The following is a 19,575-nucleotide window of genomic DNA, read 5'->3' as shown; positions in this document are numbered from 1 at the left end:
CTGGTAATCTCCGTAACAGTTACCTACAGCTTTTCGACGATGGAAGGAACCACGGCGATGACCAGCACACTGTCCCGGAACGACGTTCTCGAGCCGGAGGACGTTTCCGCTCGTCTGCTCGATTCCGCCGCCCAGCTGTCCTACGACCCGTCCGAGGAAGTCGACTGGGAAGCCGACCTCGATCCCTCCCTCTACGGACTCAATCCGGAGTGGAGCACCCTGTACGGGACGAAGCTGTGGGACGAGATGAGCGAGGAGCAGCGCATCACGCTCACTCGCCACGAGGTCTGCTCCATCATGAGCACCGGCATCTGGTTCGAGATGATCCTGCAGCAGATGGTTCTGCGCGATCAGTACTGCAAGGACTCGTCGAACTCCGACTTCCAGTTCGCGCTCACCGAGATCGCCGACGAGTGCCGTCACTCGATCATGTTCGCCCGCGCCTGCCAGAAGATGGGCATCAAGGCATACCTGCCGCGTCGATCGAGCATCGAACTCGGCCGCGGCTTCAAGGCTCTCGCGTCCGCCGAGGTCGCCTACGGCGGCATCCTCGTCGCCGAAGAGGTGCTCGACGTCATGCAGCGCGACTGGATGCGCGGCGAGAACGTGCTGCCACTCGTGCGCACCACCAGCAAGATCCACGTCGTCGAGGAATCACGGCACATGACCTTCGCGCGCGCTCAGATGCGTGAGGAGATCGCCCAGAAGAGCCCGGCTCGCCGCAAGACCAGTGCGCTCGTCGTCGCGATCGCTGCTCGGCTGATCGTGTCCAACATGGTCAACAAGGAGGTCTACGCAGCAGCGGGCCTCGACGTCGACCGCGCGGTGAAGGAAGCGAAGAACAACGCGCACCACCACACGATGATGCGTACTTCGAGCGAGCACCTGATGGCATTTCTTCTCGACTGCGGTTTGATCACCAAGCCGGCCGAGATGATCTACCGTCGCTTGCACATGCTCTGATCGCACCGCTCCCGCTCGAGGCCGTGAAGGACATCCGATAACCCATGCCGTTCGCGATCACGCAGAACTGTTGCAACGACGCATCCTGCCTGTCGGTGTGTCCGGTCAATTGCATTCACCCGACACCCGACGAGCCGGACTTCGGTAAGACGGAACTGCTCTACATCGATCCGCGCTCGTGCATCGACTGCGGAGCCTGCGCCGACGCGTGTCCGGTCGACGCGATCACGCGCGTCTCGAGACTGACGCCGGATCAGCAGATCTATGCCGACATCAACGCCGACTACTACAAGGACAAGCCCGCCGTGGCCGAGTGGGGCGCGCCCCGATTCCCGGTGGCGACGGTCAACGACCTACCGCCGATCGACATCGCCATCGTCGGAACCGGGCCTGCGGCCTGCTACACCGCTCAGGCGTTGCTGAGGGTGCCCGGCACCAGCGTCACCTTCTACGACCGGCTGCCCGTCGCGGGCGGTCTCGCCCGCTACGGCGTCGCTCCCGATCACCTGGGTACCCGACGCATCAGCGAGCACTTCCGTGGGATCTTCGCCCATCCTCGGGTGACGATGAAGCTGGGCGTCGAGGTCGGCAAGGACGTCGACCACGTCGAACTGGCCCGCAAGTTCGATTCGGTGGTCTACGCCGTCGGTGCCGACAAGGACCGGTCCCTCGAGATTCCCGGTATCGACCTCGACGGATCCGTCAGCGCGCGCACCCTGGTGGGCTGGTACACCGGCCACCCCGACGTTCCCGCCGACGCGATCGATCTCGCCGGCGTCGACCGCGTCACCGTCATCGGAAACGGCAACGTCGCGCTCGACGCGGCTCGTATCCTCACCGCCGACCCGGACGGGCTCGACGGAACCGAGATCGCCCCGCACGCGCTGGCCGAGCTGCGTCGCCATCGAGTGAACGAGGTCGTCGTGCTCGCCCGTCGTGGGCCCGAGTTCGCGGCGTTCACTCGTTCCGAGTGCAAGGCTCTGGTCGATCGGGCAGGCGTCGACGTCGTCGTCGCAGGACCGGACGGAATCGTCGACGCGATCGATCGGCTGCCGTTGTCCGCTCCCGCATCGGCTCTTGCCGGGGCAACGCGAGTCGAGCTGGGATCGTCTGTGCAGGGCCGGCGCATCGTCTTCGCGTTCGGCCGGGCACCGGCTGCTCTGCACGGAAGCGGCTCGGTGGAGTCCATCGAGGTGGGGGTGGGTGAACACGCGGTCACTCTCTCGTCGGAGCTGGTGCTGCTCGCCATCGGATACCGCGGAACCCCGTCACCGGGCATCCCGTTCGACGACATCACGGGCACCATTCGCAACGAGGGTGGTCGTATCACCGCCGCCGACGGCACTCCGGTTCCAGGCTGTTACGTTGTCGGTTGGGCCAAGAGAGGTGCCACCGGTGGCATCGGCGACAACAAGATCGACGCCGAGGAAACCGCCGAAGCGCTGCTGGCCGACGTGCCGACACGCGGGTCTGCGCGTCCGCTCGGCTGGTACGGAAAAGTGAGCGCGGCCCTGGGCGACCGCGTCTCGCGAGTGCGCTGACCGGCCGGTATCGCTCGGTTCTGTTCATCTTGTGTAGCAGTCTCATTCGAGTCTGAGCGATTCGGATGTGCAGCGCGGCGCACAGGGTTACCGTTGAGTATGGCTGAACGGGGGGCCAAGCCCCAGGTTTCTTTTGTGAGACGGACGATGCTGCGCGCAGTCCGATCGTTGTTCAATCCGCTCCGGCCCGACGACTACCTGTCGATGATCAATCCGCTGTGGACCACTCGCGAACTTCGAGGGAAGGTCGAGCGGGTGGTTCCGGAGGGGTCGGAGGCCGTCTCGGTGTACATCCGTCCAGGTTTCGAGTGGCAGGGCCACACGCCCGGGCAGTACGTCCGACTCGGAGTGCTCATCGACGGTCGGTACCACTGGCGGGCGTATTCGATCACCTCCGATCCGGATCCGGTGGACGGCCTGGTCAGTGTCAGCCCCAAGCTGGTGCCCTCGGGCACTGTCTCGCCGTACCTGGTGGGCACCATCAGAACGGGCGATATCGTCCGGCTCAGCGAAGTCGAGGGTGAGTTCACTCTGCCGAGCCCGATTCCGGAAAAAATGGTCTTCATCAGCGCGGGCAGCGGGATCACGCCCATCATCAGCATGTTGCGCGCCCTCGACCACCACGATCAGGTGACCGATGCAGTCGTGGTGCACTCGGTGCACAACCGCGAGCAGTTGATGTTCGCGGACACGCTCGACGAGCTCGAAGCCAAGCACGCCGGGTTGACGGTGAAGTTGCGGATCACCAGCGACGAGGGGCGGATGAAGGCCTCCGAACTGGACGAGCTGGTTCCGGATTGGCGTGAGCGTGAAGCATTCTGCTCCGGCCCGGGTGAACATCTGGACGATCTGCGCTCGTACTGGAAAGACCAGGGCGATTACGACAGATTCCATCACGAGAGCTTCCAGCCCGTCATCGGCGGCGGAGACGATGCAGGTGAGGGCGGCACGGTCAAGTTCCTCAACAGCAAGAAGGACGTCGAATGTGACGGCGGCACAACGATTCTCGCAGCAGGCGAAGAAGCCGGACTGGATCTGACGTTCGGCTGCCGCATCGGCATCTGCCACACCTGCGTAGGTACCCTGAAGAAGGGGCGTTTACGTGACCTACGTAACGGGGATATCTCCGAACCTACGGGGCAAGCGGTTCGGATCTGTGTCAACACTGCTGAGGGCGACATCGAAATCGAACTCTGATCAACACATCGAACAGGGGAATTCATGACGATCGACGAAACCACCAGGCGCACCACGACCAGTGACGAGCCGGTGAACCCGCTGGCACACCTGAGCGACGAGACCATTGCCGAACTGGCCAAGGAGTTCGACGCCATCCACGACGAGGTGTACGCCAGCCTCGGCGACAAGGACCGCAAGTACATCACGTCGGTGATCGCCGCCCAGCGTCAGTTGCTGGTCGCGGGGCGTGTGCTGCTTCTCGGCTCCACCAGCAAGCCGGCCTGGCTCGCCGGAACGACATGCCTCGGGATCGCGAAGATCCTCGAGAACATGGAGATCGGCCACAACGTCATGCACGGCCAGTGGGACTGGATGAACGATCCGGAAATCCATTCGTCCGTGTGGGACTGGGACACCGCCTCCACCGCCAGTTCGTGGAAGCACTCCCACAACTACGTGCACCACACGTACACGAACATTCGCGGCAAGGACAAGGATCTCGGGTACGAGATCATGCGTATCGACCCACGTCAGAAGTGGCACCCCGCGTACCTGGCCCAGCCGTTCTACAACGTTCTGCTGATGGCGTTCTTCGAGTGGGGCGTGGCCCTGCACGATCTCGACATCGAGGCCATCCGTCGTGGCGAGAAGCCGATCAAGGATCTCGTCGAGGATCTCAAGGGCATCGGCGTCAAGGCTCGTAAGCAGTTCGTCAAGGACTACGTGGGCTGGCCGATCATCAGCGCCGGTGCGTTCGCGCTGGCGCAGCTGGCTTCGGGTGGCCGGTTGCCCGAGAGCAAGAGGTCGCGTCTGGCGTCCAAGCTGCGTGGGTCGGCTCGGTTCGGAAAGAACCGCAGGACGGCGTCCTTCCTGGACAGCCGGTTCAGTGGAGTGGAGAGCACGTTCCTGTCCACGTTGGCCGCCAACTTCACCGCCAACATCATTCGCAACGTCTGGTCGAACGCGATCATCTTCTGCGGCCACTTTCCCGACCAGGCCTACACCTTCAGCCAGGAAGAGGTCGAGAACGAGACTCGCGGCGGATGGTACGTCCGTCAGCTGGTCGGTGCCGCCAACATCGACGGCGGACCACTGTTCCACCTGATGAGCGGCAACCTGAGCTACCAGGTGGAACACCACCTCTACCCGGACATGCCCAGCACTCGCTACGCGGACGTCGCGCCGAAGATCAAGGACATCTGCGAGCGCTACGAACTTCCGTACAACACCGGACCGTTCTTCAAGCAGTGGGGCATGGTCCAGCGGACCATCGCACGGCTGGCGTTCCCGGGCGGCAAGACTCGGCCGAAGCCGGGCCCCTATCGGCCTGAGGAGAGCTGGCGTCGTAAGTTCGCCGAGGGTGCCACCAAGGACAGCGAGGCCGCGAAGACGCGTGGGCGCGTGCCCGCCGGGCACCCGGCAGCCGGGCCCGAGCACAACTCCGGTGGCGTCGACGTTGCGCCACCGCCCCGTGGCGACGACTGAGTTTCGTCCGTAGAGAGCAGACAAGAACCGCGGCCACCCGACTTCCGGGTGGCCGCGGTTCTGCGTTGTGGTGGGTCAGGTCATGTCGACGTCCTTGGTCTCGATCAGCCTCTTGGTGCACACCAGACTCAGTACCGACAACAGGGCCAGCATGACGCCGATGGAGATGCTGCCGAATGCGGCCGTGAGCGGTGCGGCGAGCATCGGCGGAATCGCTCCGCCGAGAACTCCGGCGAGGTTGTAGCCCAAACCTGCTCCGGTGTAACGGAATCGAGTCTGGAACAGCTCGGGGAGCAGGGCTCCGGTCGGTCCGTAGGCCACTCCGAAGATGGCCAGCGTGACGCACATGCCGATCACGAACGCTGCCGGTGACCCGGTGTCGAGAACGGGGAACAGTGCGATCGACCAGGGTATCGCGATGATGCACGCTCCCATGATCACTCGCCGACGTCCCACCCGATCGGAGTAGGTGGCAGAGACCGCGATCGCGATTCCGAAGATCACCGCGGCTCCGATTCCGGTGATCAACACGAACGGGCGCTCGAATCCGAGTGTCTTGGTGCCGTAGCTCGTCAGGTACGCGGTTCCCATGTAGAAGAAGGCGAACAGTGATGCCAATGCACCTGCAGCAGTGATGATTTCACGCTTCTGGATGCGCCAGGCGTCGAAGATCGGCAGTTTCGTCGGAGCCGCGTTCGCCGGTGCCTGCTCCTCGACGAGTTTGTTGGCGCGAAAGACCGGGGTCTCCTCGATGGCCAACCGCATGTACAGGCCGATGAGTACCAGAACGGCGCTGAGCAGGAACGGGATTCGCCAACCGTAATTGAGGAACGTCTCGTTGGTATCGCCGAGCAGGAGGCCGGTCGCGAGGAATGTGGCGCTGGAGAAGATGAAGGCGGCCGACGGTCCCAGCTGGGGGAACATCGCGTAGAACCCGCGTTTGCCGGGCGGTGCGTATTCGGCCGTGAGCAGGGTCGCGCCGGCCCATTCGCCGCCGACCGCGAACCCTTGTCCGAACCTGAGCAGTACCAGGATGATCGGCGCGGCCACGCCGATGGTCTCGGCGCCGGGGAGCAGACCGATCGCGAACGTGGACACACCCATCAGCAGCAGTGTCGAGATCAGGGTCTTCTTGCGGCCGATGCGGTCACCGAAGTGTCCGAACAGCACTGCGCCGACGGGCCTGGCGATGAACGCGACGGCGAACGTCGCGAACGAGGCCACCGTGCCTGCGGTGGAGCCGAGGGCCGGGAAGAAGATCGTCGGGAAGACCAGCGCTGCTGCGGTGCCGTAGATGAAGAAGTCGTAGAACTCGATCGTCGTGCCGATGCCACTGGCGACAGCGACCCGGCGGACACTGGTCTTGGTCTGCACCGCAGGTGGCGTCGACGCGGACACACCCGGGTCGTCGGGTGAGACAGTGGTCATTGTTCCTCCGTTTTGTCGGGTATCGGGTAAATGTGCGATACCGAGTGCGACGAACGGTAGTGACCCGGGTCACCCCACGAATACCCCCGGATGGGGGTGTGGGTGGCGGAGAGTGCGCACGTCCGCCGAGGGTTCGACTCAGGCGCACCTCAGGGTTCGCCGGTACCGTTTCGTCACGGGGGCGGAGAGCCCGTTTCTGCGGTCGGTGAAGCGGAGGTGTTCGTATGTCCATAGACCACAATCGAGACGTGTTCGACAGCGCGCGGGTAGCCGCTGCATACGTGGAGTACGCGGGTCCCACCGATGGGTTTCTCGACCGTGGGGAGGCGGCGGCGCTGGTCGCAGCAGCCGGGGTTGCTCGCGGGAAACCGGTACTGGATGTGGGCGTCGGCAGCGGCCGAACCACGGCGCTGCTGCGACTGCTCAGCGACAACTACGTCGCGATCGACTACGCACCGAACATGATCGCGAGCTTTCGACGGAACTTTCCCGACCTACCGGCGCACGTGGCCGACGCACGTGATCTCGCGGACTTGGCCGACGGCGAGTTCGGCTTGGTTGTGTTCAGCAACAACGGAATCGACACCGTGACACACGACGAACGCCGTCGGGTGCTGGCAGAATTCCACCGAGTCGTCGGCGAGTCCGGAACTCTGGTCTTCTCCACTCTCAACCGCAATGGACCGTCGTTCGGGGAGAAGCCGTTTCAGCTGAGCAGGCCGACCCAGAAATTCACGTTCTCACTCGAGCGCATCGTGACCGCCGTCGGCAGGCGACTGCTCGATCCCGCCGGAGTCGTTCGTAGCGTTGCCAATTGGTGGTCTGCGCGCAGTCGAGTCGTCGATCGCGGAACGTGGGCCGTGGCTCCGCTCGCTGCGCACGATTTCGCTCCGATCATGCACTTCACCACGGTGACGGATGTGCGACGACTGGTGACCGACGCCGGATTCACCATCTCCGAGATCTTCGCCGACGACGGTTCGATCGTGGCCCCCGACGCTCCGACGAGCTCGGCGGACAACTTCACCGTCGTCGCGCGAAAGTAGGGGCCCTCAGCCCAATCGCTCGAGTGCCTCGGTCATCTTCTCCACCGTATCCGGCGCGACCTTGGCCTCGAACCCTGCCTTCAGAAACGGGCCGGCCACCTTGGCGGCACCGTTGAATTCGATTTTCGCGTGGTAGTCGACTCGGGTCGAGCGCGGTCCTTCGGCAGTCAACGTGATGTCGTCGACGCTTGTGGCCGTCTTGTTCTCACCTTCGAACACGACGTGATCGGGCTCGTCGGTGACCAATGTGTAGGTCAGTTCGGTGGTGATACCGAACAACTTCGAAACGTTGTGCCACTGCGTGCCGACGGCAACCGGACCGTCGGAAATCTGTGTACAACTCTGGGTCCCGGGATCCCACGCTGCCGCATTGGAGAAGTCCCGGAGAAATGCCGCTGCCTTCTCGATCTCCACTGCGGCGGTGAATGTTCTGGTGACGTCGACCATGACGCTCTCTCTTTCTTCTTCGTGTGGATCAGTCTTCGAGGCGGACGCCGAGATGGTCGGCGAGACGGCGCATGGTGTCGACGATCTGATCCTCGGTCACCCGGGGGAAGCCGGCCATCTTCCTGAACTCCTGGTCGGTGACGCGTGACCAGTCGTAGACCTGAGTCAGGGCAGTGCGATCCTCGGAGACCGCGTCGAGCTCCCAGGACCACCGCGTACCGCGAGGCTCCATGCCTCGACGACGAGGAATCCATCCGATGCGCCGGTCCTGCTCGAACACGAACACGGTGTTCTCCATGACGTACTCGCCGAGCTCCGGCTGATACATGTCCATCGCGAAGGTGTCGCCCACGGCCCCCAACGGCATCGGGTCGATCGCCCCACGCAGCATTTCCGAGCCGTCGACCGCTGCCTGGACCTCGGGGTTGACGAGCGCGGTGAACACGGAGGCGGGGGGAGCGTCGATCACGCGCCTAACGGTCAACTCGTCGGTCATGGAACACGCCTTTCAGTTATTTGTGCTGGCTACGGACTTACCCCCGTCTGCGGGGAAAGAAACTCCGATCGCCGTTTTTGCCTCGCAGTGGACACAGCGACGAAACACGACCGCCACCAATCGTTCGTACAGTCGCCGGGTCGGACTCCGCACAATCCAGGTGCGGAGCAGCACCTTGTCAAGGGGTAGCCATGAGTGGAAATACCGTCCGCCTGCAGGCGATCAAAGACGTCGAGGCGTATGTACCGCCTGCGGTCAGCTTCGTCGGAGACGAGAAGCCGGGCGAGATCTTCGGTGAGAACGTCTTCAGCAAGGTCGTCATGCAGAAGCGTCTGCCCAAATCGGTCTTCAAATCGGTGATGGCAACGATCGACAAAGGCAAGAAGCTCGACCCCATGGTCGCCGACGCTGTCGCGTCGGCGATGAAGGACTGGGCACTCGAGAAAGGCGCGACGCACTACGCGCACGTCTTCTACCCGCTCACCGGGTTGACGGCCGAGAAGCACGACAGCTTCTTCGATCCGGTCGGTGACGGCAGCGCACTCGCGGAATTCGCGGGCAAGACCCTGATCCAGGGCGAGCCCGACGCATCGAGCTTCCCCAACGGCGGCCTGCGCAACACGTTCGAGGCGCGCGGATACACCGGCTGGGACGTCACCAGCCCGGCATACGTGCTCGAGAACCCGAACGGCAACACTCTCTGTATCCCGACGGTGTTCGTCTCGATGACCGGTGAAGCCCTCGACCACAAAACGCCGCTGCTGCGCAGCCAGCAGGCGATGGGCGGTCATGCCGAGCGCATCCTGAAGCTCTTCGGCCACGAGAACGTCGAGAACATCGTCTCGTTCTGCGGCCCCGAGCAGGAGTACTTCCTCGTCGACCGGCACTTCTTCCTCGCCCGGCCGGACCTGCTCAATGCGGGCCGCACCCTGTTCGGCTCGAAGCCGCCCAAGGGCCAGGAGTTCGACGATCACTACTTCGGTGCCATCCCCGAGCGGGTGCTCGGCTTCATGATGGACACCGAACGCGAGCTGTTCAAGCTCGGCATCCCGGCCAAGACCAGGCACAACGAGGTCGCACCCGGACAGTTCGAGATCGCCCCGATGTTCGAGCGCGGAAACATCGCGGCCGATCACCAGCAACTGCTGATGACGACGTTCAAGACCATCGCCAAGAAGCACGGCATGGAGTGCCTGTTCCACGAGAAGCCCTTCGAGGGTGTCAACGGCTCCGGCAAGCACGTCAACTTCTCGCTCGGAAACTCCGACCTCGGATCGCTGCTGGTTCCCGGCGACAACCCACACGACAACGCGCAGTTCCTGGTCTTCTGTGCCGCCGTCATCCGCGCGGTACACAAGTACGGCGGTCTGCTGCGCGCGTCGGTGGCGTCGGCGACCAACGATCACCGCCTCGGCGCGAACGAGGCTCCGCCCGCGATCATCTCGATCTTCCTCGGCGATCAGCTCGCCGACGTGTTCGATCAGATCGCCAAGGGCGCGGCCACCTCGTCGAAGGGTAAGGGCACCATGATGATCGGTGCCGACACCCTGCCCGTGCTGCCGACCGATCCCGGTGACCGCAACCGAACCAGCCCGTTCGCCTTCACCGGCAACAGGTTCGAGTTCCGTGCACCCGGTTCGATGCAGACCGTCAACGGCCCCATGGTCACGATCAACACGATCATGGCCGAGGCTCTCGACTACATGGCGACCAACCTCGAGACGGCCGTCGCCGACGGCACCGATTTCGACACCGCGGTGCAGAACCTGTTGACGGAGATCATCACCGAACACGGCGCCGTGGTGTTCAACGGCGACGGCTACTCCGACAACTGGCAGATCGAGGCCGAGGCACGCGGTCTACCGAACCTGCGTACGACGCTCGACGCGTTGCCGGAGCTGATCTCGGATTCGGCCATGGAGCTGTTCGAGAAGTACAAGGTCTTCAACCACCGTGAGATGCACTCGCGCTACGAGGTGGGACTCGAACAGTACGCGTTGACGGTGTTCGTCGAGGCTCGTCTGACCCTCGAGATGGGCCAGACCTCCATCCTGCCCGCAGCGGTGCGATACCAGACCGAGTTGGCGCAGAACGTCAGCGCGCTCAAGGGTGCCGGTGTCGACGATGTGGACATGACTGCGCTGCAAGCAGTGTCGGCTCCACTGTCGGAGCTGCGCGCAGCGTTGACGACGTTGAAGACCGCCCTCGAAGCCGATCCCGGCGGCGAGGCACTCGCCGAGGCGACACACGCGAAGGACGAACTGCTGCCGGCAATGGCCGCCGTTCGATCTGCCGCGGACACCCTCGAGGCAATGGTGGCGGACGATCTCTGGCCGCTGCCGACGTACCAGGAGATGCTGTACATCCTGTAGTGCGCTGCGGGCAGGAGTGGAGCCTGCGGAACGACCGGGTAGCGCAGTGGTGTGGATAAATGCCCCGGAGGGCACTTATCCACACCACTGTTGTGTTCGGGGTGAGCAATATCTCGAGTCGGAATAGGTCGATGGATCTTTCGGGTTCGGAGTGGACAGTGGCAAAGACTGTGCACGCACTCGTGAGGAGAGAGATTCATGAAGTTGTTTTCCCCGTTGGCACTCGGTGAGCTGAAGCTCGACAACCGGTTGGTGATGGCCCCGTTGACACGCGTGCGTTCCGGCAAGGACGGTGTGCCGGGCCCGCTGGTGGTCGAGCACTACAAGCAGCGCGCATCGCTGGGGCTGATCGTCAGTGAAGGCACCTACCCGAGCCACGCAGGCCAGGGCTTCCCGGGTCAGCCGGGCCTGGTGACGGACGAGCAGATCGCCGGCTGGCGCAATGTCGCCGACGCGGTCCATGCCGACGGCGGACTGATCGTCGCGCAGGTGATGCACGCAGGTCGGGTGACGCACGAAGCGACGACGGGTGGCCACGAGGTCGTCGGACCCAGTGCCATCGCCATCGACGGGGACACCCACACCTACGAGGGTAAGAAGCCGTACCCCACCCCGCGTGCGCTGCGCGAAAACGAATTGCCCTCCGTGATCGCAGATTTCGTGCAGGCGTCGAAGAATGCCATCGCCGCCGGAATGGACGGCGTCGAGATTCACGGTGCCAACGGCTACCTGTTGCACGAGTTCCTCTCGCCCGCCTCGAACCAGCGCGACGACGCCTACGGCGGCTCGCCGGAGAACCGGGCGCGCTTCGTTGCCGAGGTCGTCGAAGCAGTGGTCGCTGCTCTCGGAGCGGGCAAGGTCGGAATTCGCATCTCACCCGAGCACAACATCCAGGATGCGCTCGAGACGGACTCCGACGACGTGCGCGCCACCTACCGTGCGTTGGTCGAGCGGCTCGCGCCGCTGGGACTGGCGTACCTCAGTGTGCTGCACAAGGATCCGTCGGGCGATCTCGTCCAGGATCTGCGACAGGCGTTCGGCGGACCGGTGCTCGTCAACAGTGGCTTCGGTGAGATCACCACCCGTGACGAGGCGCTTTCACTCCTCGACAACGGAATCGGCGACGCAGTTGTCGTCGGCCGCCCGGCGATCGCGAACCCCGACCTCGCCTACCGCTGGCGCGAGGATCTGCCGTTGAACGAGCCCGATCCGAGCACCTTCTACACCGATGGTGCCAAGGGCTACACGGATTACCCGGCCCTGCAGCACTGAGAGTGCCTGCGGCAGTGGTGCGGTCGAATGCCCCTGAGGGCACGCAGGAGTGGAGCCTGCGGAACGACCCGAGAACAGAGCCGCACCATTGCGCGGACCGCACTAGAAGTCGGCGGTCTTGCGGGCCCTGATCTTGCTGACGATCGAGAACACCACGGCGATGATCATCAGTGCGTAGAGCACGATGGTGATCGCGCTGCCGACCAGGATCGACGGGTCGCCCTCGCTGACGGCCAGTGCGCGTCGGAGTGACTCCTCGGCCAGCGGGCCGAGGATCACCGCGATCAACACCGGTGCCAACGGAATGTCGTAGCGGCGCATCATGAATCCGACGATGCCGAGCCCGAGCATGAAGATCAGATCCACGATCGAGGCACTCGATGCGTACACGCCGAGGGCCGCGAACACCGAGATGCCGGCGTAGAGGTAGTTCTTCGGGATCTTGAGCAACTGCGCCCACAACGGTGCGAACGGCAGGTTGAGGATCAACAGCACGATCATCGCCACGAACAGGCTGGCCAGTAGCGCCCAGACGATGTCGCCGCTGCGCTCGAACAACAGCGGTCCGGGCTGCATGCCGTACTGCTGGAAAGCAGCCAACATGATGGCCGCCGTCGCCGACGTCGGAAGACCCAGAGCCAGAAGCGCTCCCATGGCCGTACCGGCCGTGGAGTTGCCGGCTGCCTCGGGTCCCGCGACACCGCGAATGGCACCCTTTCCGAACATCGGCTTCGTGCGTTTGCGATCGAGTCTGCGCTCGGTGCCGTACGCCAGGAAGCTCGGCACTTCGGCACCACCTGCGGGGATCACACCGAACGGCACACCGAATGCCGTGCCGCGCAACCACGCCGGCATCGCATCGCGGAACTCGGCCTTGCTCAGCCAGGGGCGTCCCTGCGACTTGATCAGGCTGCGATCCTCGGGGCGACCGATCTTGGACGCGATGTGGATGACCTCACCGAGCGCGAGCATCGCGACGGTGATGACGACGATGTGAATGCCGTCGAACAGGGCGGGTACCTCGAACGTGAATCGTGAAGCGCCCGAGGGGCCGTCGATGCCGATCACGGCCAGGGTGAGGCCGATCAGCAGTGCGGTCAGGCCTTTGAGGGCCGAGTCCGAGACCACGGCCGAGGTGGCGATGAACGCGAACACCGCGAGGGCCAGGTACTCGGCGGGGCCGAAGTTCGTCGCCAACGACGCGAGGGTGGGAGCGAAGAACACCACCAGGGTGGTGGCGACGATGCCGCCGATGAACGCTCCGATGGCGGAGGTGGCCAGAGCCTGTGGGGCGCGGCCGTTCTTGGCCATCCGGTGCCCCTCGAACGTCCCGGCGATCGCGGTGCTGTTGCCGGGTGTGTTCATCAGTATGCCGGAGATGGAATCGCCGAACAGGCCGCCGAAATACACGCCGGCGAACATGATCAGCGCTGCGGTGGGGTCGAGGGTGAAGGTGACGGGCAGCAGCAGGGCCACCGCCATGGCGGAGCCGAGACCGGGTAGGACGCCGACGGCGGTGCCGAGCAGCGCGCCGACGAACACCCAGACCAGGTTCATCGGGGTCAGCGCGGTGCCGAACCCGTCGATCAGATTGCTCAGTGAATCCATCGTAAGTTCAGCTCCGTCAGAAGATCTGGGCGAGAACGCCGCCGGGGAGGGTCAGGCCGAGGCCCGCGGAGAATACGATCTGAACCGCGCTCGAGACCAGCAGAGCGACGGCCGCGTCGAATACGTAACGGCGACCGCCCAATCCGATCGAGACACCCCAGAACAACAGCGCGCCGGCGAGAACCCACCCGAGCGGATCGAGCAGTGCGATGAACACCGCTACCGATCCGACGGTGATCGACAGGGTTCGCCAGTTGCTGACGGTGCCGGTGTGCGGCACGCCGTCGCCGTCCACCCCACGGTCGACGACGTCGGGCTTGATCAACAGTTGAAGGGTGACCAGCAGGGCGACGACGAAGCAGCCTCCTGCAACGATGGCCGGAAAGACCTGCGGGCCAGGTGATGTGGCGGTGGGCGGAACCTGCATCGTGACGGTTCCGTAGACCAGGAAGGCTCCGAGTGCGACGAGCAGCGCCGGAACGATCAGTCCACTGCGGCCCGTCCAGAACGATCGGGATGTGTCCGTGTCGGTGGTCGTCGTTGTCATACCAGTCCCAACTCCTCGAGAATTCCGGTGATACGTGTCTGTTCGACGTCGAGGAACTCTCCGAATTCGTCTCCGGTCAGAACCGATTCCTTCCAGCGGTTGCGTTCGACGGCCGTGGCCCACTGTTCGGTCTCGACCATCTCGGAGACGATCTCGACCAGCGTCTGTCGGTCCTCGTCCGAGATGCCGGGTGGGGCAACGATTCCGCGCCAGTTGACGAGGTCGACGTTGTACCCCTGTTCGATGAACGTGTCCACGTCGAATCCCTCGAGGGGCTCGGGCGCGGCGACTGCGAGTGCGCGCACATTGCCCGCCTCGATCTGATCGCGGAAGTCGTTGAACCCACTCACTGCCACACCGACGGTGTTCGACAGCAGTGACGTGAGTACTTCACCGCCGCCGGAGTAGGCGATGTAATTGATTGCGGCCGGATCGATGTCGGCTTCCTGTGCCAACTGGCCCGCGACGATGTGGTCGATGCCGCCGAGCGAACCGCCGCCGATCGGAAGTCCTCCGGGGTTCGCCCGCCACGCCTCGATCATGTCTTCGAGATTCTGGATCGGTGAATCCCTCGGCACGACGAACACTTCGAAGTCCTCGGCCAGTTTCGCGATCGGGACGGTGTCGGCCAGAGTGGTCTCGGAGTTGTTGATCGCGATGCCGCCGAGCATGACGGTGCCGGTGATCATGACGGTGGTGGGTTGCCCGCTCAGGTTCTCGAGCTGGCTCAGACCGATGGTGCCGCCTGCACCGGGGACGTTGACGACCTGGGCGTTGTTGACGATGCCGTCGCTGCGCAGTGCCTGCTGCGATTCACGGGCGACGAGATCCCAGCCGCCACCTGCGGCGGCGGGCGCGATCAGCGTCAGTTTCGCTCGTGCGTCCGAGCCGCTGGCGCTGCGAGCGGCATCGATACCTGCCACGGTCACCGCTCCCACCACCACCAATGCGCCGACCGTCCGTAGCAGTGTGGGCGATATCGCCATCAGAGACCTTTCGTGTGGTGTGTCACAGCGTCAGGTTAGATACAGTTTGTCTGATTAGTCCAGTTCACAACTCTCCGAGGTGATCCTCGGTGGATACGACCAACGAGCAACGAGAAACGGGAGAGAACGTGTCGGTAGCGAGCGCAGTGGCAGTGGCGATGAGCAACACACCGGAGGGGCAGGAAGCGTTGCGTCGCGGTGCCGCCGAGGCCGAACTTCGTCAGGCTCCGTTGATCGTATTGTCCGTGGTGGACCGGGATTCGGTGTCCGCGGACGACCGCAACTCCGCGCAGGCCGAGGTCGAACGGACTCTGCCCGGTATCGCGACCACGGTTCGAGTGGAACCCGACGGCGGAGACCCGGCCGGCGCTCTGGTCGACCTCGTCGCGGACGTCGGTGCGGGAATGGTCGTCATCGGTTCCAAGCGTCGATCCGCGGTCGGCAAGTTCTTGATGGGCAGCACCGTGCAGAGAGTGCTGCTCGACTGCCCGGTGCCCGTTCTCGTCGTCAAGGCACCGTGACCACGACGTCGCACGGTAGTATCGGACAAAACTCTCACCACACGACCCTGAGGAATCATGGACAGCGATAAACCCGGGCCGGACACGGCTCCCCGCACTACGGCTACTACGTGCGAGGCGGTGTCCGGCGAATGAGCGTAGTGCTCACTCTCTTGCTCGGCCTGCTCGTCGTTTTTCTCATCACCGTCGCGACCGGCTACTTCGTAGCCCAGGAATTCGCGTACATGACCGTCGACCGCTCCCGGCTCAAGGCTCGCGCCGAGGCCGGTGACGCCGTCGCGGCTCGGACGTTGACGGTCACCAAACGCACCTCATTCATGCTGTCCGGTGCGCAGTTGGGCATCACGGTCACCGGCCTGCTCGTCGGCTACGTGGCCGAACCGCTGATCGGGCAGTCGTTCGGCGCGATACTGGGCGGCGTCGGGGTTCCGACGGCCGTCGGTGTCGGACTCGGTGCAGTACTGGCGATCACGTTCGCGACATTCGTGCAGATGCTCTTCGGCGAACTGTTTCCGAAGAACTTCGCCATCGCGCGTCCCGAGCCGGTGGCCCGCTGGCTGTCGCTCTCGACCACCATCTACCTCAAACTCTTCGGCTGGTTGATCACCATCTTCGACCAGTCGTCGAACCTGCTGCTCAAAGCGCTCAAGATCGAGCCGGTGCACGACGTGGAGCATTCGGCCAGCCTGCGCGACCTCGAGCACATCGTCTCGGACTCACGCGAGACAGGCGATCTGCCCGACGAACTGTCGACACTGCTCGACCGTATCCTCGACTTCCCAACTCGCACAGTCGAACACGCGATGATCCCGCGTTCGCGCTCGGCCACGGTCCGAGACACCGACACCCTCGCCGAGGTCGCGGCTCTGATGGGTCAGGAGCATTCTCGATATCCGGTGCTCGACGAGGACGACGGCATCGTCGGCGTCGTCCATCTCGCGGACGTCCTGTCCGCGACGGTGCCGGGGTCCACCCCGATCTCCGAGCTCACGCGGGACGCGCTGATCCTCCCGGAGATTCAGAGCCTGCCCGACGCGATGCGCGAGTTGCGCTCGACGAAGAACCAATTGGCCTGTGTGATCGACGAATACGGCGGTCTGACCGGCGTCATCACGATCGAGGACCTGGCCGAGGAGCTGGTCGGCGAGATCACCGACGAGCACGACGACGACCTGTCCGATCCGAGCCCGGTCAGTGCCGACGACGGCAGCTGGACCATGGCCGGTGAGGTACACGTCGACGAGGTCGAGCGAGCGATCGGCATCGATCTGCCCGAGGGTGATTACGAGACCATCGCCGGTTTCGCCATCGCGCACAACGGATCTCTCCCCGACGTCGGGGAAAGGATCGAAGTGGACCTACCACCGGACAACGCCGATCTGGCGAACGACGAGGAGAGTCCCGTTCGCTTCGTGATCCTGGAGATCGAAGAGATCGACAGCCACGTCCCGTCCCTGCTGACCCTGACGCTCGGCGAGCGTGACCCCGAGCACGACGACGAGTCGGCCGAGACGAAGGAAAGTGTGCACCGATGAGCAACATCTGGGTCTTCCTGGCCGTCACGATCGGCCTCATCGCTGCCAGTGCCTTCTTCGTCGCCGTCGAGTTCGCGCTGTTGGCCGCCAAGCGGCACCGACTCGAGGACGCCGCTCCCAATTCACGCTCTGCGCGTGCTGCTCTGCGCAGCTCGTCCGAGCTGACCGTCCTGCTCGCCGGCTCCCAGCTGGGTATCACCGTCTGCACCCTCGGTCTCGGTGCGACGACCAAACCGGCCGTGCACTACTGGCTCACGCCGTTGTTCGAGAGCGGCGGCCTGCCGTATTGGTTCGCCGACGTTCTCGGCTTCGTGCTCGCGCTGATCGTCGTCACCTTCCTGCACCTGGTGGTCGGAGAGATGGCTCCGAAGTCCTGGGCCATCGCCCATCCGGAGAAGTCCGCGACGATGCTCGCAATCCCGATGCGCGGCTTCATGTTTCTCACCCGTCCGGTGCTGACGGCGCTGAACAACATGGCCAACTGGTGCCTGCGGCGGGTCGGCGTCGAGCCGGCCGACACCGTGGGCACGGGCCAGAACGCGGACGATCTGCGTCAGCTGGTGGAGCATTCGGTGAACGTCGGTGCTCTCGATGCCAGCTACCAGGCGCAGATCTCGAGTGCGCTCGAACTGCAGGAGCTGACGGTCGGTGACCTGGTGCGCGAGTTCGGCAAGCCCACGTCGGTACCGTCGACGGCGACCATCGACGACGTGCGTGAGGCCTCGCGTCGCTCGGGGCATCTGCGGATCCTGGTCAGCGACGCGGATGTGGTCAAGGGCGTGGTGCACGTCCGCGACACGTTGACCGCACCGCAGACCCTCGCCGAGATCACGCGTCCGGCGTACACGCTGGAGGCGACGACCCCGGTGTACGTTGCGCTGCAGTCGATGCGGGAGACCAGGCACCACCTGGCGCTGGTGGTCGACGGTTCTGCTGCTGCTGACGATCCGGCGCGCAGCGTCGGCGTCGTGACACTGTCCGATGTGCTGACGCGGCTGTTGCCACAACCCGTCTGATTCGATTCCGCCTTCGAACGAAGCATCCCCGCCCGGCCTGCGTGGCCGAGCGGGGATGCTTTGTCGTATCGGGTCGTAGATCTCAGACCGGGGCGACAACCAGCAGGTGTGCCCAGTACGACGCGACGTCGTGGCCGAGTTGGGGGAGCAGAACGTCGTAGAGCAGGTAGGACATCATTGCCGTCGAACTCCTTGTTCAGCGGGTCGTTGCCGACTCGCGTTCCGAGACTGTGGGTGACCGAGACTGTGGGTCATTCAGACTCTAGATCACGCGGCCGTCGGTGACATCCATATCGCGCACTCGCCCCCCCGTGGCGCACGTCAGCCGATGCAGCCCTGCAGGGTGGTGAAGCTGCCCGCGATTCCGGCACCGTTGCACACCGCGCCGGTCGGGGTGAGGGTGACGGTGGAGCCCGGTGCTGCCACCGCGATGGAGAGCCCGAGGCCGGCTGCCGTGTTCTGTGCCACGGCACCGGGGCCGAATGCGATCGCTGCAGGCGCACCACCGAAACTGCCGTTGCTGACTGCGGTTCCACCGTTCAGTCCGAGTGCAAGGGCTGCGGCATTGTTCATTGCCTCGGCCGAACCCCACCCCTCGAGGCCGAGGCCTGCTGCCGCACTCGCGACGTCTGCGGAGCTGTCGCACTGCGATCCTCCGAGGATCGCAGCGATATCCGCCCCTCCCGGGGCGGTGGTGCAGGCGACCGGCGCTGCTGATGCGGTGCCGGGTACCAGTGCCGCGAACGCGCAGGCGAATCCGAATGCTGCGGCTCCGCCGACAATCCTCTTGGTGTGGAACATGGTGAATGCCTCCCGAGATCGGTGCGTCGGCACCGGTGTGCCGAGCGTGACGGTCGCTGGGCCGTGTTGCTGGGGACCCGACTCCCTGACATCGAGTCTCGACCCGCCCGGGCGCAGCGGGGGATCGCTCACATCACAGAACCATCACGGTACGGAAACGCTGCAGTAATGGTGGGTGCTCGTGTACTCGACCGTGAACCACGCCGTCGGGCGGGCCGTTGTCTTGGGCGCGTCGGTGTTCGGCGACCGGCACTCCGACGCGGCGGGATCCTTTCAGGTGCTCCTCGACCCCGAGGGCAACGAGTGGTGCCTGGTGACGCCACCCGGGTGAG

General features: G+C 64.4%; 18 protein-coding genes. 11 read left to right on the top strand and 7 right to left on the bottom strand.

What is annotated here, in order from left to right; genetic code table 11:
* Nucleotides 1-57: 57 nt before the first annotated feature.
* From CH296_RS04695 to CH296_RS04680, 4 genes are all read left to right on the top strand, one after another.
* Entirely contained in the window at nt 58-963 is a 906-nt protein-coding gene (locus tag CH296_RS04695) for a diiron oxygenase (RefSeq protein WP_045200329.1), read from the top strand.
* Between the two features lie 44 nt (nt 964-1,007).
* Complete coding sequence (locus CH296_RS04690; RefSeq protein ID WP_094684134.1) at nt 1,008-2,504, top strand: FAD-dependent oxidoreductase; 1,497 nt, start codon at nt 1,008-1,010, stop codon at nt 2,502-2,504.
* A gap of 99 nt (nt 2,505-2,603) precedes the next feature.
* On the top strand, nt 2,604-3,701 hold the full coding sequence (locus CH296_RS04685; RefSeq protein WP_179272981.1) for a ferredoxin reductase: 1,098 nt from the start codon (nt 2,604-2,606) through the stop codon (nt 3,699-3,701).
* A 24-nt stretch (nt 3,702-3,725) separates the two neighbouring features.
* Nucleotides 3,726-5,168, top strand: coding sequence for an acyl-CoA desaturase (locus CH296_RS04680; RefSeq protein ID WP_094684133.1), 1,443 nt, complete (start codon nt 3,726-3,728; stop codon nt 5,166-5,168).
* A 75-nt stretch (nt 5,169-5,243) separates the two neighbouring features.
* On the opposite strand, the gene CH296_RS04675 is transcribed toward CH296_RS04680, so the two are convergent.
* Nucleotides 5,244-6,596 carry an MFS transporter gene (locus CH296_RS04675; protein WP_032395988.1) on the bottom strand — a complete coding sequence of 451 codons (1,353 nt, stop codon included), beginning with the start codon at nt 6,594-6,596 and terminating at the stop codon, nt 5,244-5,246.
* A 224-nt stretch (nt 6,597-6,820) separates the two neighbouring features.
* Here CH296_RS04675 and CH296_RS04670 point away from each other — a divergent pair, with 224 nt between their 5' ends.
* On the top strand, nt 6,821-7,642 hold the full coding sequence (locus CH296_RS04670) for a class I SAM-dependent methyltransferase (RefSeq protein ID WP_094684132.1): 822 nt from the start codon (nt 6,821-6,823) through the stop codon (nt 7,640-7,642).
* Nucleotides 7,643-7,648: 6 nt separating this feature from the next.
* Here the strand turns inward: CH296_RS04670 and CH296_RS04665 are convergent, their stop codons facing one another.
* Together CH296_RS04665 and CH296_RS04660 are read right to left on the bottom strand one after the other, a co-directional pair.
* A complete protein-coding gene (locus CH296_RS04665) occupies nt 7,649-8,089 on the bottom strand; it encodes an SRPBCC family protein (RefSeq protein WP_094656516.1) in 441 nt (146 codons plus the stop codon).
* Between the two features lie 28 nt (nt 8,090-8,117).
* Nucleotides 8,118-8,585, bottom strand: coding sequence for an SRPBCC domain-containing protein (locus CH296_RS04660; RefSeq protein WP_032395985.1), 468 nt, complete (start codon nt 8,583-8,585; stop codon nt 8,118-8,120).
* A 191-nt stretch (nt 8,586-8,776) separates the two neighbouring features.
* Here CH296_RS04660 and CH296_RS04655 point away from each other — a divergent pair, with 191 nt between their 5' ends.
* Together CH296_RS04655 and CH296_RS04650 are read left to right on the top strand one after the other, a co-directional pair.
* Nucleotides 8,777-10,957: a glutamine synthetase III gene (locus CH296_RS04655; RefSeq protein ID WP_032395984.1), complete on the top strand. Its 2,181-nt coding sequence runs from the start codon at nt 8,777-8,779 to the stop codon at nt 10,955-10,957.
* Between the two features lie 198 nt (nt 10,958-11,155).
* Entirely contained in the window at nt 11,156-12,229 is a 1,074-nt protein-coding gene (locus CH296_RS04650; RefSeq protein WP_094684131.1) for an alkene reductase, read from the top strand.
* A 102-nt stretch (nt 12,230-12,331) separates the two neighbouring features.
* On the opposite strand, the gene CH296_RS04645 is transcribed toward CH296_RS04650, so the two are convergent.
* The 3 genes from CH296_RS04645 to CH296_RS04635 are packed head-to-tail and all read right to left on the bottom strand — an operon-like array spanning nt 12,332 to nt 15,370.
* Nucleotides 12,332-13,837: a tripartite tricarboxylate transporter permease gene (locus CH296_RS04645; protein WP_032395982.1), complete on the bottom strand. Its 1,506-nt coding sequence runs from the start codon at nt 13,835-13,837 to the stop codon at nt 12,332-12,334.
* A 16-nt stretch (nt 13,838-13,853) separates the two neighbouring features.
* Nucleotides 13,854-14,384, bottom strand: coding sequence for a tripartite tricarboxylate transporter TctB family protein (locus CH296_RS04640; protein ID WP_094684130.1), 531 nt, complete (start codon nt 14,382-14,384; stop codon nt 13,854-13,856).
* A complete protein-coding gene (locus CH296_RS04635) occupies nt 14,381-15,370 on the bottom strand; it encodes a tripartite tricarboxylate transporter substrate binding protein (RefSeq protein ID WP_032395980.1) in 990 nt (329 codons plus the stop codon). Before CH296_RS04635 ends, CH296_RS04640 begins: the two co-directional genes overlap by 4 nt.
* A gap of 89 nt (nt 15,371-15,459) precedes the next feature.
* On the opposite strand from CH296_RS04635, the gene CH296_RS04630 reads away from it, so the two are divergent.
* From CH296_RS04630 to CH296_RS04620, 3 genes are all read left to right on the top strand, one after another.
* A complete protein-coding gene (locus CH296_RS04630) occupies nt 15,460-15,891 on the top strand; it encodes a universal stress protein (RefSeq protein ID WP_256980334.1) in 432 nt (143 codons plus the stop codon).
* 131 nt (nt 15,892-16,022) lie between these two features.
* Nucleotides 16,023-17,426, top strand: coding sequence for a hemolysin family protein (locus CH296_RS04625; protein WP_094630407.1), 1,404 nt, complete (start codon nt 16,023-16,025; stop codon nt 17,424-17,426).
* On the top strand, nt 17,423-18,442 hold the full coding sequence (locus tag CH296_RS04620) for a hemolysin family protein (protein WP_094645762.1): 1,020 nt from the start codon (nt 17,423-17,425) through the stop codon (nt 18,440-18,442). Before CH296_RS04625 ends, CH296_RS04620 begins: the two co-directional genes overlap by 4 nt.
* A gap of 321 nt (nt 18,443-18,763) precedes the next feature.
* Here the strand turns inward: CH296_RS04620 and CH296_RS04615 are convergent, their stop codons facing one another.
* Nucleotides 18,764-19,375: a DUF6764 family protein gene (locus tag CH296_RS04615; protein WP_256980333.1), complete on the bottom strand. Its 612-nt coding sequence runs from the start codon at nt 19,373-19,375 to the stop codon at nt 18,764-18,766.
* A 49-nt stretch (nt 19,376-19,424) separates the two neighbouring features.
* Here CH296_RS04615 and CH296_RS04610 point away from each other — a divergent pair, with 49 nt between their 5' ends.
* On the top strand, nt 19,425-19,574 hold the full coding sequence (locus CH296_RS04610; RefSeq protein WP_256980332.1) for a VOC family protein: 150 nt from the start codon (nt 19,425-19,427) through the stop codon (nt 19,572-19,574).
* Nucleotide 19,575 lies beyond the last annotated feature (1 nt).

The organism is Rhodococcus sp. 14-2496-1d (assembly GCF_002259365.1).
Classification (GTDB): domain Bacteria; phylum Actinomycetota; class Actinomycetes; order Mycobacteriales; family Mycobacteriaceae; genus Rhodococcoides.
Note: the sequence above shows the minus strand (reverse complement) of the source record. Positions and strands in the feature narration are given on the sequence as shown.

Bases quoted from the DNA above. Each gene is read 5' to 3' on its own strand.
- CH296_RS04695 (WP_045200329.1), top strand. From the start codon at position 58: ATGACCAGCACACTGTCCCGGAACGACGTTCTCGAGCCGGAGGACGTT.
- CH296_RS04690 (WP_094684134.1), top strand. From the start codon at position 1,008: ATGCCGTTCGCGATCACGCAGAACTGTTGCAACGACGCATCCTGCCTG.
- CH296_RS04685 (WP_179272981.1), top strand. From the start codon at position 2,604: ATGGCTGAACGGGGGGCCAAGCCCCAGGTTTCTTTTGTGAGACGGACG.
- CH296_RS04680 (WP_094684133.1), top strand. From the start codon at position 3,726: ATGACGATCGACGAAACCACCAGGCGCACCACGACCAGTGACGAGCCG.
- CH296_RS04675 (WP_032395988.1), bottom strand. From the start codon at position 6,596: ATGACCACTGTCTCACCCGACGACCCGGGTGTGTCCGCGTCGACGCCA.
- CH296_RS04670 (WP_094684132.1), top strand. From the start codon at position 6,821: ATGTCCATAGACCACAATCGAGACGTGTTCGACAGCGCGCGGGTAGCC.
- CH296_RS04665 (WP_094656516.1), bottom strand. From the start codon at position 8,089: ATGGTCGACGTCACCAGAACATTCACCGCCGCAGTGGAGATCGAGAAG.
- CH296_RS04660 (WP_032395985.1), bottom strand. From the start codon at position 8,585: ATGACCGACGAGTTGACCGTTAGGCGCGTGATCGACGCTCCCCCCGCC.
- CH296_RS04655 (WP_032395984.1), top strand. From the start codon at position 8,777: ATGAGTGGAAATACCGTCCGCCTGCAGGCGATCAAAGACGTCGAGGCG.
- CH296_RS04650 (WP_094684131.1), top strand. From the start codon at position 11,156: ATGAAGTTGTTTTCCCCGTTGGCACTCGGTGAGCTGAAGCTCGACAAC.
- CH296_RS04645 (WP_032395982.1), bottom strand. From the start codon at position 13,837: ATGGATTCACTGAGCAATCTGATCGACGGGTTCGGCACCGCGCTGACC.
- CH296_RS04640 (WP_094684130.1), bottom strand. From the start codon at position 14,384: ATGACAACGACGACCACCGACACGGACACATCCCGATCGTTCTGGACG.
- CH296_RS04635 (WP_032395980.1), bottom strand. From the start codon at position 15,370: ATGGCGATATCGCCCACACTGCTACGGACGGTCGGCGCATTGGTGGTG.
- CH296_RS04625 (WP_094630407.1), top strand. From the start codon at position 16,023: ATGAGCGTAGTGCTCACTCTCTTGCTCGGCCTGCTCGTCGTTTTTCTC.
- CH296_RS04620 (WP_094645762.1), top strand. From the start codon at position 17,423: ATGAGCAACATCTGGGTCTTCCTGGCCGTCACGATCGGCCTCATCGCT.